This window comes from Methanosarcina sp. MSH10X1 (assembly GCF_004099695.1).
Classification (GTDB): domain Archaea; phylum Halobacteriota; class Methanosarcinia; order Methanosarcinales; family Methanosarcinaceae; genus Methanosarcina.
On record NZ_SCHL01000022.1, the window covers coordinates 32,789 to 49,125 of the forward strand.

General features: G+C 44.0%; 12 protein-coding genes and 1 pseudogene. 9 read left to right on the forward strand and 4 right to left on the reverse strand.

Annotated features, from left to right (window positions below):
• Positions 1–29: 29 nt before the first annotated feature.
• Entirely contained in the window at positions 30–1,199 is a 1,170-nt protein-coding gene (locus tag EQO05_RS13445) for a cation:proton antiporter (RefSeq protein ID WP_128507336.1), read from the forward strand.
• Between the two features lie 56 nt (positions 1,200–1,255).
• Here EQO05_RS13445 and EQO05_RS13450 read toward each other — a convergent pair whose 3' ends face one another.
• Positions 1,256–4,015: a cation-translocating P-type ATPase gene (locus tag EQO05_RS13450; RefSeq protein ID WP_305036004.1), complete on the reverse strand. Its 2,760-nt coding sequence runs from the start codon at positions 4,013–4,015 to the stop codon at positions 1,256–1,258.
• 221 nt (positions 4,016–4,236) lie between these two features.
• Between EQO05_RS13450 and EQO05_RS13455 the strand changes: the two genes are divergently transcribed.
• Positions 4,237–5,571, forward strand: a complete 1,335-nt coding sequence (locus EQO05_RS13455; RefSeq protein ID WP_128507338.1) for an NAD(P)/FAD-dependent oxidoreductase — start codon at positions 4,237–4,239, stop codon at positions 5,569–5,571.
• A gap of 422 nt (positions 5,572–5,993) precedes the next feature.
• A complete protein-coding gene (locus EQO05_RS13460; RefSeq protein WP_128507340.1) occupies positions 5,994–6,269 on the forward strand; it encodes a DUF3303 domain-containing protein in 276 nt (91 codons plus the stop codon).
• A 122-nt stretch (positions 6,270–6,391) separates the two neighbouring features.
• Here the strand turns inward: EQO05_RS13460 and EQO05_RS13465 are convergent, their stop codons facing one another.
• Positions 6,392–7,822 (reverse strand): aldehyde dehydrogenase, encoded by a 1,431-nt coding sequence (locus EQO05_RS13465; protein WP_240664694.1) that lies wholly within the window; start codon positions 7,820–7,822, stop codon positions 6,392–6,394.
• Positions 7,823–8,200: 378 nt separating this feature from the next.
• Between EQO05_RS13465 and EQO05_RS13470 the strand changes: the two genes are divergently transcribed.
• From EQO05_RS13470 to EQO05_RS13480, 3 genes are all read left to right on the forward strand, one after another.
• Positions 8,201–10,366 (forward strand): DUF2298 domain-containing protein, encoded by a 2,166-nt coding sequence (locus EQO05_RS13470; protein ID WP_128507344.1) that lies wholly within the window; start codon positions 8,201–8,203, stop codon positions 10,364–10,366.
• A 125-nt stretch (positions 10,367–10,491) separates the two neighbouring features.
• On the forward strand, positions 10,492–12,216 hold the full coding sequence (locus EQO05_RS13475; RefSeq protein ID WP_128507346.1) for a flippase-like domain-containing protein: 1,725 nt from the start codon (positions 10,492–10,494) through the stop codon (positions 12,214–12,216).
• A gap of 127 nt (positions 12,217–12,343) precedes the next feature.
• The gene (locus EQO05_RS13480; protein ID WP_164888561.1) at positions 12,344–12,700 is read left to right on the forward strand and encodes a helix-turn-helix transcriptional regulator; all 357 of its coding nucleotides are present in this window, start codon (positions 12,344–12,346) and stop codon (positions 12,698–12,700) included.
• 130 nt (positions 12,701–12,830) lie between these two features.
• Here EQO05_RS13480 and nikR read toward each other — a convergent pair whose 3' ends face one another.
• Positions 12,831–13,253 (reverse strand): nickel-responsive transcriptional regulator NikR, encoded by a 423-nt coding sequence (nikR, locus tag EQO05_RS13485; protein ID WP_128507350.1) that lies wholly within the window; start codon positions 13,251–13,253, stop codon positions 12,831–12,833.
• Between the two features lie 401 nt (positions 13,254–13,654).
• Entirely contained in the window at positions 13,655–15,013 is a 1,359-nt protein-coding gene (gene ftsA, locus EQO05_RS13490; protein WP_128507352.1) for a coenzyme F390 synthetase, read from the reverse strand.
• Positions 15,014–15,249: 236 nt separating this feature from the next.
• Between ftsA and EQO05_RS13495 the strand changes: the two are divergent.
• The 3 genes and pseudogenes from EQO05_RS13495 to EQO05_RS13505 all read left to right on the forward strand — a co-directional run.
• Positions 15,250–15,552: pseudogene (locus tag EQO05_RS13495) on the forward strand (DUF134 domain-containing protein); the annotation flags it as partial.
• Between the two features lie 243 nt (positions 15,553–15,795).
• The gene (locus EQO05_RS13500; RefSeq protein ID WP_128507354.1) at positions 15,796–16,146 is read left to right on the forward strand and encodes a NifB/NifX family molybdenum-iron cluster-binding protein; all 351 of its coding nucleotides are present in this window, start codon (positions 15,796–15,798) and stop codon (positions 16,144–16,146) included.
• A 33-nt stretch (positions 16,147–16,179) separates the two neighbouring features.
• Positions 16,180–16,337 (forward strand): DUF169 domain-containing protein (locus EQO05_RS13505; protein WP_205793824.1); only part of this gene is annotated, 158 nt, incomplete at its 3' end.

The window sequence follows — 16,337 nt, forward strand, 5'->3', positions numbered from 1 at the left end:
TTAAAAAGCAAATGTGGGGGCTAGCAGTAGTGAGTGCTTTACTTCAGCTACTGTTCTTGATATTTAGTGTCAAGATTCTCGGGGAAGCCGCAGAACGAATCGGTATTCCCTCAGTTATGGGAGAAATCCTGGCTGGGGCTTCACTCATAGTATTTTTTCATGATTTAGAAACCGACATAATAATCTTCTTTGCCGAGCTGGGATCGATTTTCCTGCTATTCACTGCCGGATATAAAGATGTGAGCCTCAGGAGTCTCAAGTCCGAATCGATTCCCGCACTTATTCCCACACTCTCCCAGATAGCATTTGCTTTTGCCTTCGGTTTCGCGCTTGGAAGAATTTTCGAATTTAGTATTCTTCAAAGCCTTTTCATGGGGGTAGCATTCAGCCCCACAGGCATCGGAGTGGTGCTCAGAACCCTCATAGACCTTAATTACCTATCCAGCAGGCCCGGAACGGCAATGCTCTCGTCTGCGGTTCTTGATGACATTATAGCGCTCTTTCTCCTTTCCGTCGTCGTTACTTTTGCCCGTTTTAACCGTATCCCCCCGGCTCAGACAATTCTGATTATCGCAGGAAAAATTTTGCTTTTTTTGCTGATAATGTACGTTTCTGGAAAGTATCTGTTTCCGAAACTTTTTACTTATGCCGAAAAAATGCATACAAAAGAAGCCGTATTTTCCCTGGTAGTTGTAATAGCTCTCCTCTCAGCTTATCTTGCGGAGAGATTCGAACTGCATTCGACAATAGGGGCATTTGCTGGAGGCGTACTGGTTTCGGAAATCCCTCTTGCCAAGCTCCCGGATATCCAGAGCAAAGTCAATGGGCTGGCTAACGGAATTTTGATTCCCCTTTTTTTCGCATTTATAGGATTTTTAATTGATCCGTATGCGCTGAGAAACGCAGGCAGTTTTACTCTCCTGGTTATCCTTGCAGCGCTTTCAGGAAAATTAGCAGGAGGCTTTGTCGGATCAAGAGCTATAGGCTTTGACTTTTACGAAAGCCTGATCTTTGGCTTAGGGGTTATGCCAAGGGCAGGGATCGAACTTGTGATACTTACTATAGGAAGGGAACTGCAGATAATCAACCAGGAGATATTTTCGGCAATGGTCTTGATGGTGGTTATATCTATCCTTATTTCACCCGCATGTATGAAATGGGCTATTCAGGTAAGGCAACGAAAGGCTGGGAGGCAGTGATGGGTCCGGGAATTAAAAATAGATCAGAAAATTAAACCTGTCTTAAAACCCTTAACTCAGCCAGAATTTATTTTTCCGTAACCTTTTTTCTTGTGACTTCTCCCTGAGAAATATTTTACAAGCTCCATGGAGATAAGCGTTGTCGAAGCAAGCGCCAGTACTACTCCCCATTCCGAAAGAGAAAGCGGGACGGTCCTGAATGCAGTCTGGAAAAGAGGGACATAAATTACTATCAATTGCAGGATTATCGTTGTCAGGACTGCATAAACCAGGGGTTTGTTTGTAAAGAGCCCCAGGGAAAAGATCGAGTACCTGTCAGAACGCCAGTTGAAGGCATTGAACATTTCTGAGAATACCACTAACGTAAAAATGAGAGTCTGCAATTTCTCAATGGAGAAGCCTCTATCAAGAGCCCAGGTTAAAATAATGAGAGCCTGAAGAGCAATCAGCCCTCCTATTCCAAGCCCGGCTGCAATTTCCCTGCGGGTGACGATTCCTTCCTCGACATTTCTTGGCTTCTGCCTCATGACACCGCTGTCAGGGGGCTCGACTGACAGGGCCATTGGAGGAAGCCCGTCTGTAATCAGGTTAATCCAGAGGATTTGAACCGCAAGAAGAGGCAGGATTCGCCATCCCAGGATCGCAATAAGGACTATGAGTACCTCGCCGATATGAGCTGAGAGCCCGTAAGTGATAAAGTTTCTAATGTTTTTGAATATATTTCTCCCTTCTTCAACCGCTGCAACAATGGACGCAAAATTATCATCCGTGAGAATCATGCTTGAGGCTTCTTTGCTGACATCCGTGCCTGTGATTCCCATAGCTATTCCCATATCTGCAGCTTTGAGGGCAGGGGCGTCATTTACCCCGTCACCGGTCATTGCCACGACATAGCCCTTTTTCTTAAAAGCATCTATTACCCTCAATTTATGGATAGGATAGACCCTGGCATAAACCGAAATCCTTTCAACCTTATCTTCAAACTCCGCATCTCCAAGGCTATCAAGTTCCGATCCTGTAAGAGTGAGATCATTTTCCTTTAAAATCCCCAGTTCCTTTGCAATTGCAGACGCCGTAATCTTATGATCCCCTGTTATCATTACGGTTTTAATACCTGCATCTGCACACTTCTGAATTGCAGTTTTTACTTCTTCCCTGGGTGGATCTCTCATGCCCATTAAGCCTGAAAAAACCATATCTTCCTCAATTTCCTCTGCAGGGCGCCCTCCGGAAGAGACTTTTTCAGGGGAGATATCCTCAGCCAGGGAGCGGAATGAAAGGGCTATGACCCTCAGAGCCTGGTCAGCCATTTCCCTCACTTTCCCTGAAATCAACTGTTTTATTTCAGGGGATAAAGTTTTTATTTCACCGTCAAGAAAAATTTTCGTACACGAGCCGAGAATAACTTCAGGGGCGCCTTTTGAGAAAGCAACGAGTCCATTTAAAGGAAAGTTGTCGGCATCAGCTTCCACTTTGTTGAGGGTAGTCATTCTTTTTCTTTCAGAGGAGAAGGGGATTTCCGCAAGCCGTGGATACTCTTTATCAAGCTCGGTTTTATGAAGTCCTGCCTTTGCGGCAGCAACCATAAGAGCTGCCTCGGTAGGGTCTCCTTTAATCTCCCATTTCTCATCCTCTTTAAAAATACCAGCATCGTTGCAGAGCACCGCCCCCAGCAGGAGAGCCTGAAGATGAACATCGTCGACCGAAACTTTTGTTTCTCCTTTAAAAAAATTTCCTTCAGGGGAATATCCAACCCCCGTAACTTTTAAAACCTGTTCATTGACACAGAGTTTCTCAACCGTCATTTTATTCTGCGTAAGTGTGCCTGTTTTGTCCGAACAGATAACGTTTGTGACTCCAAGAGTTTCTACGGATGGCAGTTTTCTTACCAGGGCATGTCTCTTGACCATACGTCTTACCCCAAGCCCAAGCCCTACTGTAACAACTGCGGGAAGGGCTTCAGGAATGGCAGCGACTGCAAGGGCTACTCCCCAGAGGAACATATCGAAAAGAGGAAAGCCATAAAGAACCCCAAGCATTGCGACAAAAGCCACGATTATAAGAGTTGCAATCCCAATCCATCGGCCGAATTTATCAAGACTTTCCTGCAGGGGAGTTCTGGATCTCTCTATCGTTCCGAGGAGCCCTGCAAGTTCTCCAAAAGCCGTTTCCATTCCGGTTGCCGTGACAACGGCACAGCCTCTTCCATAAGCAACTGCAGTTCCTGTATAGACCATGTTCGTCCTGTCAGCCTCAGGAGTCTCGGAGGGCAGGGCTTCGGAGCTTTTCTTAACAGGAAGAGATTCTCCTGTAAGGGAAGACTCGTCAGTTTTGAGATTGAATTCTTTAATAATCCTGGCATCGGCAGGAATACGGTCTCCTGTCTGGATAAGAATAAGGTCTCCTGGGACGAGCTCTTTTGAGGGAATTTTTTTTTCGGCTCCTTCCCTTATAACAGTAGCTTCCGGTGAGGTAAGGGATCTTAGAAGTTCAATTGCTTTTTCGGCTCGGTATTCCTGCACAAAACTCAGAACACCTGCAAGAAAAACCGTAAAAAGAATCACTGCCGCATCAATCAGCTCCCCGAGCAGGGCTGAAATAATAGAGGCGGTTATCAGGATGAGAATCAATACACTTCTAAACTGTGAGACAAAGAGCCGAAGAGCGGAGGCTTTTTCTTTTTCTTTAAGTTCGTTTACGCCATACTCTTTAAGTCTCTTTTCAGCTTCCTCAGAGCTTAAACCCGCTTCTGACACCCCAAGCTCTTTAAAAACGGAGTTAATTTCCTGGTCGTAATACACCCCTGTATCCCTCAATTAATATATTCGCTTCTCCAATATAAGTTAGTTCAAGGCATGTGTAATGCAGTCAGCAAACCGATATGTCAGGAGATTTTGAGGATATCGATTATATAACGTACCTTTGTGGAAAAAGAGATATAAGACTTAAGCTTTTTTTATATCAAGATCGGGGTTTGAAATATTAAGGGGTAATAAGCTTCTGATTAAAAACTAAAACAGGTAAGGGAAAATTGGGTATGAAAATCATAATAATAGGAAGTGGGGTTGCAGGACTTACAGCCGGATATAAGCTCTGCAAATCAAATGAGATCGTTATTTTTGAAAAAGATCCGGAAATAGGGGGAATGGCTGCAAGTTATTGCCAGGACTGTGACGGAAAGAAGTATTTTATAGAAAAGTATTACCACCATATATTCAGGAGTGATTCGGAACTTCTTGACCTGATAGGGGAGCTGGGGCTTGAAGATCGGATGCTGTGGCTTAAGGGAAAAAATGCCTATTTCGTAGAGGGTAAAAACTATCCTATGAATACTCCTGCAGAAATTCTAAGGTTTGATCCGCTTTCTTTTACGGACCTGGTAAAACTTGGGCTGCTGGTGTTCAGAATTAAGCTGATAAACGATACGACTTCCTATGACAGAATAAAAGCGAAAGACTGGATTCTTGATACTGCTGGAAAATCCGTGTATGAAAACTTTTTTGCTCCTCTCATGAAAAGCAAATTCGGTGAGAATGCCGAAAATGTTTCTGCAGCCTGGCTTATAGGGCGTGTGAAAATAAGATCAGATAGAGGAAAAGAAGGGGAGAAACTGGGGTACCTGAGAGGAGGGTTCAACTCCCTGATAGAGGCTCTGGCAAGAGAAATCACTGCACAGGGAGGCAGGATCCTGCAAAATAAAGCGATAACGGAAATCGTAATTGAAGATAACGCAGTACAGGGAGTGGTTGCTGACGGGGAATTTATACCCTGTGATGCCGTGATTTCAACTATTGAGCCCAGGGAACTGGATACACTCACTAAAGGCAAGCTTGGAGCTCTTCACGAGACCCTTCGAAGCATCCGTTACCAGGGGACAGCATGTGCTCTGATAGGGCTTAAAAAAAGGCTTATGGAAGATGGGAACTACTGGCTGAATATAAAAGCTGAAGTGCCTTTTGGGGCTGTAATTGAGCACACCAATTTCATGCCTTTCGAGGATTACGGAGAACACCTGGTTTATATAACTTCTTATTTTCAGAATGAAAATGATTCCCGCTGGGTGAAAAAGGAAGAAGAAGTCCTGGATTCTTACCTGAAGGGTCTGGAAAAGATGTTTCCTGATTTCAAAAGGACCGATATACGCTGGGCGAAACTCTTCCGCAGAATGGATACTGCGCCTGTGTATGAACAGGGGTATCTTCAAAAGGTTCTGCCGTTTGCTCCGGGCCCGTCGGGACTTTACCTGGCAGGAATGTTTTCCTCAACCAATTACCCGGAAAGAAGCATGAACGGCTCTGTAAAAGCCGGGTTTGAATCTGCAGATTTTTTCACGAAAAAAGAAGAAAAATGTGATGTCTGCTGGCTCGACTGAGAAAACCGTATCCTGTATTTTCATTAAAGTTTTTGTACACCTGAAGAAGTTACCTGACTTAATATAGTCTTTCAGGACGAACTATTATATAGCCTAAGGGATGATAATATACTGTCTGTAGCTACATGCAGAAATAAGTTCTGCATGATACCTGTCCTTCCGGATTTCTCATTCATGGGGATTTTAGCAATGATGAAAAAGGAAGAGATAGTGAAAATCTAAAAAATCTGGACTTCTGCCGTTAGTCGGCATTTTGGGGGCATGCTGGTCAAACCCGCATCTGCGGAGATGATAGCTGAGGATAGATATGTTTTCCCTTAAGGCTTGACCCTCAAAAAGAGATCCCGGATGCTCTTAAAAAAGCTGCCCTGGCTTCCGGGAAGGGGTGTTGGCAGCGTAGAAATAAAGAGGAGTGGTAAAAGATGTTATTCATGGATGTTAGTACCTGGGACCCTTCGAACCGCGATAGAATCCTTGAGCATTTTAAGAAACTGGAGATTCCAGACGGGATCGATGTCATTAACCAGTGGGTTGATCTTTCAGGAAACCGCTATTATATCCTTTATGAAGCCGAAAGTGCCGAAGCCTACGGAGCTTTCAATCTGCCCTGGTCGGATGTCTGCGTAATTGACAGCGTGCCAGTTATGGAAGCTTCCGAATTCATGCAGCTTCTGCCGAAATATCAAAAGAAGGTCTGAACTATCTGCAAGGCATTATAAAAACTGCCGATGAGCTGCAAATTAACTGGCTCATCGAAAAATCTTTATTTTATCATTCTTAAATCTCAGGGATTTCCCATACCTTATTTTTACTCAGTGCATCAGGTTTTTATCATTACTGTTTTCAGATCAAGATATTCGGAAAGAGCATCAGGTCCGTTCTCCCTTCCGATTCCGCTTTCCCCTGTACCGCCGAAAGGAACCTCAGGAGCGACCTTAAGATGCTGGTTTAGCCATATAATTCCTGCGTTTAGCTGCTCGAACCCTATACGCGCCCTGTCAATACTGTTTGTCCAGATAGATGCTCCGAGGCCATAACAGGTATTGTTTGCTTCTTCGATTGCTTCATCAAGATCTTTTACCCTGACAACAGGCAGCACCGGACCAAATACTTCTTCTTTCAAAAGCCTGGACTCTTCTGGTACATCTGCAACAAGCGTGGGCTCGAAGAAATATCCCCTGCTACAGGCGCTACCCTCTGGAACTCTGCCCCCTGTAACTATCTTTCCTTCCTCCTTTTCTTCAATGCCTGCGATAAGCTCTTTTATATACTCCCATTGCCTGCGGTTGTTAAGTGGTCCCATATCAATATTTTCATGCATTCCGTTTCCAACTCTTAAGTTCCGTACTCTTGCTTCAAGTTTTTTTATGAACTCTTCAGCTATAGATTCAAAAACAAGTAGCCTTTTTACGGCAGTACAGGTCTGTCCGCAATTGTAAAATCTTCCTCTAAGGGCTCCTGCAACTGCGGCTTCAAGGTTAGCATCATCACAGACCAGCATAGGATCACTTCCTCCAAGCTCAAGGGTTACTTTTTTCATCCCGCTGGCTGCAAGTTCCGCTACCCGCTTCCCGGTCCCGGCTTCTCCGGTAAAGGAAATCCTTTTTACCTTAGAGTTTTTAACCAGCGATTCCCCCACAATCTCACCAGGGCCTGTGACGATATTGAGCGTACCCGCAGGCAGACCTGCATCACTCAGGACAGAAGCTAGAGTTAAATTAGTAAGGGGAGTACTGCTTGCAGGTTTCAGAACGAGCGTGTTTCCGGAGACCAGGGCAGGCCCTATCTTCCATGCCATAATAAGAGCGGGCATGTTCCAGGGAATTATGGCTGTGCAGACTCCTAGCGGTTTTTTTATAGTAAAAGCGTATCCGTTCTGAGGGACCGGAATGAAATCTCCGTGGAAACTGCTCGCAAGCCCGCAATAATATTCAAGGACATTTGCAAAACCTTCTATCTCATTTTTAGCCTCGGTAAGAGGTTTCCCCTGCTCCCTGGTCAGCAAGACAGCAAGCTCATCCTTTTTCTGCCTTACAGTCCCCGCAGCCCTGTAAAGAATCCCGGCTCTCCGCTGGGGAGATGTGGCTGCCCAGCCACTAAAGGCTGACGATGCAGCTTCAACGGCCATTGCCGCATCATCCTCAGTCCCTCTTGGAACCCTGTCAATAAGCTCACCTGTTGCCGGGTTTATAATATCGGAAAACTCACCACTGCATGCATCCACAGCTTTTCCGCCAATCTGCATTTTCATATTTATCACTATCTGCAAAGCTCTATTTTAAGATAACAAGCCAATGCCCTGGAAACAATAATCTAAAATTCAGTGAAAGGTGAAATGAAAGTGAGAGTGAAGTAATTTTTTCATACGATAAAAATATAAACGTATTTACAAAATACATATTATCGATACTTCTGTCAGCCAAATAAAAATTGAGGTCGCAGGAGTGCTGGCTGCGGGGAATTTTCGAAGGAGTTTAATAACCTTCAGGAACCAGCAGGAACCGTCGTAACCTTTCGGAATTATAAAACCTGGCTCCGAGTACAGGTTTTATGCATAGAAAGTACACTTCAAGAGAGCGGGGCTCTGGAATGTGCTTATTAAATAATCGATTTTGAAGGGAAGAGAGCTGTGTTAGAGTATCTTCACGTGATTTTCTGGTTTGCTTTTATCGAAATTCTGGGCTTGATCTCCATTCCTCTTGCCGGAATAGCTGGAAACAAGCTTGTTGACAGAGGGTATTCTGCAGCCAGGTCTCTGGGAATAGTGCTTATTACCTACATGGCCTGGCTTTTTTCATACATATGGGGTTTTAGCCGGAGCACAGTCCTGCTTTCAGTACTCATGCTTTGCCTTATTTCGGGAATCGTCTATCGAAAACAAAGGATTTTACCAGAAAAAAAGGTCCTGCTATCAAACGAGCTCGTATTCGCGGCAGGATTTTTTTTCTTCCTGTTTATACGCATGTATCTCCCTGAGATCTACGGGCATGAGAAATTTATGGACTTTGCTTTTCTAAACGCGGTGATGGGGACTTCTTCTTTTCCCCCGGCAGATCCCTGGTTTGCGGGTGGGTCCCTTGACTTTTATTATTATTTGGGCTATTTTTCTGTGGGAGTTCCCGGAAAATTATTTTCTGTCGAGCCTTCAATGCTTTTCAATCTGGCCATTGCACTCACTTTTGCACTTTCAGTCAATCTTCTTTTCGGATTCGGATATAATCTTACTCATGGAAAAGCCAGGTACGGAATTCTGACTGCCCTGTCCGTGATCCTGCTCGGAAACTTGCAGGGACTTAGAGAGTTCATATCCGTATATTTCATCAACGAGACGGTTTCAAGGGGATACTACTGGAGCAGTTCGAGAGTCATCCCCTATACAATAAATGAATTTCCTTATTTCAGTTTCATACACGGGGACCTGCATTCCCATGTGCTTGCAATTCCGTTCCAGCTACTGGTACTTACCTTGTTGCTAAATATATATTTAAGGAAAGACAGCAAACGGGTCTTTGAAAGTGTACCTGAACTTCTGATATTTTCAGTATCATTCGGCTTTTTATTCCCTTTGAATTCCTGGGATTTCCCGGTGTATCTCAGCCTGACGTTTGCGGTTGTTTTTGCTTTTTACTACGGGCATTATATCCGCAATAAGAGCGTACCTGGCTCCGTTACAGGCTTTTTGGGAACAATTTTTCTGGTTTCCATTCTCAGCCTTCTTCCGTATTTGCCCTTCTACTTATCATTTAAACCGCAAGCAGCTGGTGGATTTGACTTTGTTCCGCCGGAAATACGGACAACAATTAAGGAATTCTTGATCCTGTTCAGCCTTTTTCTCTTTCTTACCTTTTCGTTCCTTATGACCCGGCTGGAATCCAGACGAAAAATACAATATTTTATTCTGTGGATAGGAATCTCTGCATTCCTCGCCAGAGAATGGTCAATTCCCCTACTTGTAATCCTTCTCCCCTTACTTGCCCTTTCACTTTATTCATTCCTGAAAGACCTTCCGGAAAGGAGCAGTGCAGGATTCGTATCTCTTCTTATAACAGCCGCTGTAGTTGCAGCACTTCTCTGTGAAGTTATCTTCCTTGATGATCCCATTTCAGGGAATTTTGCCCGTATGAATACGGTTTTCAAATTTTACATGCATTTATGGGTTTTCCTGGCTATTGCAGCTTCCTATTCATACTCTCAGCTCTACCACCGTTACGGGGCTCGGTCAGTGAGTCACTTTCCTTCGAACAGGGGTTATGGGAAAAAATTCTGGATGGTCGCGCTTTTACTCCTGGTTCTCTCGTGCAGCGTTTTTCCTGTAGTAGCAACCTTTACGAGAATTGAGGATATGAATGCGAAACCTGCTCTTGACGGCATGGAATACATGAAAGGACTGGATAGGGGAGATTACGATGCCATAAGGTGGATTCAGAAAAATATCAAAGGGACTCCGGTAATTCTTGAAGCTTCCTCAGATGACAGCAGTTATAGCTATATCTCGCGTGTCTCGGCAAATACCGGGCTTCCAACGGTTGTTGGGTGGGCAAGGCATGAAAGGTTCTGGGGAAGGGATCATGAAGAAATTATGACGAGACTTGAAGACGTAAATTCTATATACAGTACCGGCAGTAAAAAAAAAGCTCTTGAGCTCATGAATAAATATAACGTAAGCTATGTTTATATCGGTCAACTTGAAAGGCAGATGTACTATATAAAGACGGATAAGTTCGAGGACGAAACTTATTTTGAACCGGTTTACCAGGGCTCAGTCCGGATTTATAAAGTAAAAAATGAATTCTGAGGGTTTTCGGTTTTTAGGGGGGACCTTAAACTCGGATTCGTATAAAACTCAATTTATAAAAATCGTAAATTCGCTCCTAATACTGGAATGAAGATTGAGGGGTTTTATCCATTACCAGCGTTTCGGTGGTTTTACCAGCTTATAATGAGGCAGCGAATCTCGAAAAAGCTGTCTTTGTCACAGCGGAAACACTTTATAAAATAACTGACCATTTCGAGATAATTATAGCAGAAGATGGCAGCACGGACGGTACAGACCGGATAGCTTCCAGGCTCTCGGAACAGTATGCTTATGTTGTTCACATGCATTCGGATAAAAGGCAGGGCAGGGGAAAAGCTCTAAGCAGGGCTTTTAAATCTGCCTCAGGAGAAGTCCTCTGCTATATTGATGTGGATCTCGCAACGGATATGAAATATCTGGAAAAACTGGTCAGGGCTGTGAGCACTGAGGGCTATGATTTTGCCACAGGCTCGAGAATGATGTGTGAGAGCGATGCAAAAAGACCTTTCAAGCGGGAATTCGCAAGCAGGGGATATAATTTTCTGGTGAGGCTTTTTTTGCGTTCAAAGCTCTGTGATCATCAGTGCGGTTTTAAGGCTTTCAGAAGAGAAGCTCTTTTTGAACTTCTCGACGAGATAGAAAACGAGCACTGGTTCTGGGATACTGAAGTACTAGTAAGAGCCCAGCACAGAGGATACAAAGTTATAGAGTTTCCGGTTTACTGGAGGCATGGGGGATCAAGCAAGGTTAATCTGGCAAAAGATGTTAAAGGAATGGGGTCAGAAATATTCCGGCTCTGGAGGGAACTTTCATTTCCTCTTTTTGTTTCAGGAAGAGGGAAAATCTTTTTCACAACCGGACTTGCAATCCTGATCCTTGCATTTGTTGCAACCTTCCTTGGTACATCCGACATTCTGGAAAATATAAAGCATGCGTCCTTCAGGACTCTGGTGCTTGCTTCTCTGGTGTACTGTATTTCCTGGCCTTTGAGGGGAATGCGCTTCCAGCAGATCCTTAAAAGACTCGGAAACCAGTACGGGCTCGGATTTCTTACAGGCAGTATCTTTATCAGCCAGTCTGCAAATGTAATCCTTCCGGCACGCATAGGAGATCTGAGCAGGATGTATATCCTGAAAAAAAGCAAAGACCTTTCCCTTACAACGAGTTTCTCCTCGCTGACCGTAGAAAGGGTCTTTGATATAGTTGCAATTACTTCCATAGCAATACTTGCATCTTCAGGCGCAGCTTCCCATTTTGAGCTTGCTCCCTGGATGGATTCTCTGATAAAGCTGTCCGGACTTGCAGTAGTGCTTTTCTTCTCAATTCTGTTTATTGCATCGCTCCGGGAGAGCCACACTAAAACAACACTGGAAAGAGAAAAACTCCAAAACGGGCTCTCTGGCAAGATAAAAGGCTTCACATCCACATTTCTCCACCAGATGAGCGTTGTTGCCGTACGTCCGAGCTCATTTCTGGCCGTGACCGCATCTTCTCTTCTTATATGGGGAATAGATATTTTCACCTGCTTCCTGGTCCTTAAATCATTTCAGGCAGTAGGGGTAAGTCTCTCATCCACGTATATGATATCCCTGATTTTCCTGGCTGTAGCTCTCGGAAATATTGCAAAAATCTTTCCTGTAACGCCTGGAGCCATAGGAACATATGAAGTTGCCCTTACTGCAGTCTTCGCACTTGGGGGAATCGAACCGGAGATAGGGTTTACGGTTGCAGTGCTTGATCATATTATAAAAAACTCAATTACTTTAATCGGAGGCGGCTTTGCCCTTTCAGGTCTCGGATTAAGGTGGAAGGAAGTACTTTGCACGGATAAGGATATTTTGAAAGGATAATCCAGAATAATAGAAATTAAGGCTGAGATTCTTAGACCGGGAATTCGAAAGATAACTGGAAACTTTAACGCAAAGAATTAAAGTAATAACTACATGCTTTATTCGAACTGGTGGTCAAGTGGAAGAAATATCTGAGAAAAAAATAATAGAGGTAAAGGATGCATATTGTCTTCCGGAAGATGTGCTTGAGTCCGTTAATACGGCAATGAAGGAAGATGTGGAAGAAATTGTCAGCCTGTTCAAGGTGCTTGCAGATCCTACCAGGCTCAGGATTCTCAAAGCTTTAGAAGTCCAGAGCCTCTGCGTCTGTGTCCTTGTAGAATGCACGGATCAGAAGCACTCAGCTCTTTCATATCATCTTAAGCTGTTAAAAGAAGCAAGTCTGGTAGACTCGAGAAGAGAGCGCAGTTTCCAGATTTACTACCTCACGGAGTTCGGGAGTTTACTCCTGAGGCATATTGAAAATCACTTTGAAAAAACTTAAATCCAGGAAAATGGGGAAGTTTTTTCTCTCTTTGAGATTCTTTCCCCTTTAGAACTCTATCCTCTCCGGAAAGCTTCTTTTATCCAGTTTGATTTCCTTTACTTTCTTAAGTTAGCCCTGCAGGGGAAGATCAGATTCTTTCGTTTGAGGCTACAGTGGTTAGCTTTGAGAATTTTACCCCTTTGAGCGCCATTATAGCTTCGGCAAGTTCCTTAATCTCTTCGCCGTCTCCATCCAGAACGACTACTTCAAAGCAGTTGTCGTGATCAAGGTGGATATGCACTGAAGACTTTATCAGGTGAGAATAGTGGTGCTGGATATCTGCAAGGGCATTTGAAAGTCCTCTTTTCGTATGGTCATAAATGACTGCGACTGTTCCCACACGGTGGCCTTTAATGTCACCCATCCATTCGTAATAGGAAATATAACTCCTGATGGCGTCCCTTATGCCTTCCGAACGGGAAGAATAACCTCTTTTTTCAATAATCTCATCAAATTTACCCAGAAGGGTATCGGGAAGGGAAACCCCTATCCTCATAAGTTCTGTTTCCATCGTATCACCAGGTAATCTTGGATTTATCTACAAGATAATACTTTAGCTTATTGTAAGTAGCACTATATATGTTTTTTTCACTTAACCACTAATATAAAAGAGTTGGTTAACAAATAATTATTCTTCAGTAATATTAATCTTTGTGAATGATTTACACTTGCCATAAGGAAAATGAATGGATTCTCTCATTGGGAAGAAATAATATAAAAATATAGAAAAGGTGAAAAGAAAGGCTTAACAGGCTTTTTTTTAAACAAGACTTTTCCAAAATTGTACTGAACACACGTTCCTGACACGTGTATATTTCGCAGCATAGACGCAATTTTTGGACTTATACGAGGTCTCCATTGAGAATATAATCCAGACACGGAAATAGTCCTGTACATGGTGTCGTTGCGCTGTTATCGCCTGTCTACAAGCCTTTTAGGCCTGCCCTTTATCCTGTGCAACTCGAGCCCCATAGGGCCTGTGAAGTTGAATAAGATTTTGAAAGTGCCTTCTCCATGAGCCCTGGAAAGTGGAGGCTTATACCGCAGAAAAGCCCGGATAAAGTTTTCTTTTATAAGATCCCGGTCGCACGTATCAGGATTTATGCATTCCATACTGACCCTGAGTATGGTCTCTCCCTCGTCCTCCTCGCCATAAAGGAAAGCCTCATATTCTCCTGTCAGGTAGTCCATATTTTCACGCTGGAAAACACCCTTTTCAACATCTACGCGGTTAAAGGGAGCTCCTTCCACCCATACCGTTTCAGCTTCCCGCTGAGGAGTCATAATTTTCATGTGAGTTCTTCCGCAGGGGCATTGTTTACGTGTTAGCACTACAGTGGTGTCTTCGGTATCATAGTTTAATAAAAGGTTTCCTGCTTTTGCCCCAACAGGCAGCAGCGTACTCAGGATAACCCTTCCGCATTCTCCCTCAGGTACATAATTCTCTATGTGAGGATCATAAACGTCAAGATGGACAAAATCTTCAGGCACGTGCAACCCGGAGATCTCATTACATTCCCCGCACATAGTGCCTTCCGTGCTCCCATAAGTGTTGTACACGGGACAGCCCCAGATTTCAGAAAGGTAATTCCTGGACTCTTCAGCAAAGGCTTCGCCTCCTACGACCAGTTTATTTATGCCTGATTCCTGTGGGTCAGAACCTTCGGCTCGTATCCTTCTGGCAAGGTTCAGGAGCTTGAAGACACTGCCTACTATGCCTGTAGGCCTGTAGGCTTCGATAACACGCAGGGGAAATGTGCATTTTCCTTCAGGAATAATGCTCATACCAAGCTGCCTGGCCGCAAGGGTCATAGTATTTGCCCCTACATTCATCCCGTAAGAAGCACAGACAACAACCCTGTCTCCCTGGCCGAAACCCTGTGACCTGAAAATCCGGGCGTATTTTTCAGAGTATCGTTCCCAGTCTTCCCACGTAAGGAAAAAGCTTTTAGGAGTTCCGCTGGTTCCGCTGGTTTCATGAACTGTGAAAACATTCTCCCAGGCAACACTACGGAACATAAATTCCTTCATCTCCGGAGGCTGATTTTCGCGAATAGTGTTACCCGAAATTATGGGAAGATCCAGAAGATCTTCATGGTTTTTTATCTCAGCCGGGTCGACGCCCTGTTTCTCAAACCATTTTCTGTAGAAGGGAGAATTTTCTGCCGCATATTTTACCGTATACCGCACCCGCTCCTCTATCAGAGCATCAAGTTCTCCCCTGTCCATAGTTTCTATTTCCGGGTTAAAATAGGTTCCTGAGTTGTCCATATGAAACACCGCCGCCTAGAGTATTAAGACATACCAAAAGCCTGTTATCTATTGATTTTAAACATGAAACGTTTTTGGGAAAATCGTGATTTTCAACCTTTTTCCGGCATAAGAAGGAGCAATATCATAGCCAGGGTTTTCCATCTAAGTATTTGTCAGGAACTTGACCAGCATTAGTGTGAAAATATCTCATATCCTGTATGCAGAATTAACAAGCTATATATAATATATCTCATATGTGTAATTTAATTACTGGTCACAGAGTTAAGCGCAGGGTATCGTGCCTCCCAGAAGCCACATATTACAAGCCCAGGGAGGTTCCTCTTTGTGACCTTGAAATTATTGACTTGTCCGTAGAAGAGCTTGAGGCTATCCGCCTTTGCGATCTCCTTTGTGTTGAGCAGGACGAGGCCGCAGATATGATGGGCATTTCCAGAGAAACCTTCTGGAACGACCTGCAAAAAACCCGACAGAAAGTGGTTAGTGCCCCTGTCAACGGCAAAGGAATCAAGATCTCCGCAGGAGAATATTTGAATAGCGGTGAGTGTAGAGTTGGGTTCCATTGTAAAGGATGCGAGCATTCGTTGGGAATTACAACACAACGAGTAAAGCCCCACCAGCTGTCCGATATGCGATTATGAGGCAATTTACCGAATCGGCAATGGCGGGAGAGGATAGAGGCTCATCGAGAACAATTACTGCTGCCCCAAAAGCAAGGGAAAAGCGGCACTAAAACCCTGAAGCAGGACGTGTAGAAAGTGACAAAAATTGCTATACCATCAATGAATAACAGTGGACTGGAATCCGATGTTTGTTTTCACTTTGGCTCATGCGAATATTTTACCATTGTAGACATACAGGAAAAAACTATTGCAGGCGTTAAGGCGATAAGCAACCTATCACCTGACGGCGAGCATAACTGCACTGCACCTTCGATAATTCTTAAATCACATAATGTTGATACTGTTCTCGTTTCAGGCATCGGGGGAAGACCATTAATATCACTGGTGGAAAAGGAGATAAAGGTATTTGCAGGCGCTACGGGTAAGGTATCCGATGCGGTTCAGGATTACAACAGCGGGTTGCTGCAGCAGTTATCTACTAACGGGACTTGCAGCTGCTCTCATCACTGAAGTGAGTGATAATTGAGAACTGGAGTTGATAATATGGATATAAAAGAGATAAACAAATATGGACAGGAAATAGTAGAGTGCCTTAAACTCACGACTTCTCCGGTTGCAGTAAAGCTGATTCCTAAAGGAGGAGAAATTCCGGAAGGGATTAACAGGGTAGATGAGGCTATGAGACACTGCCAGCTGGTTGA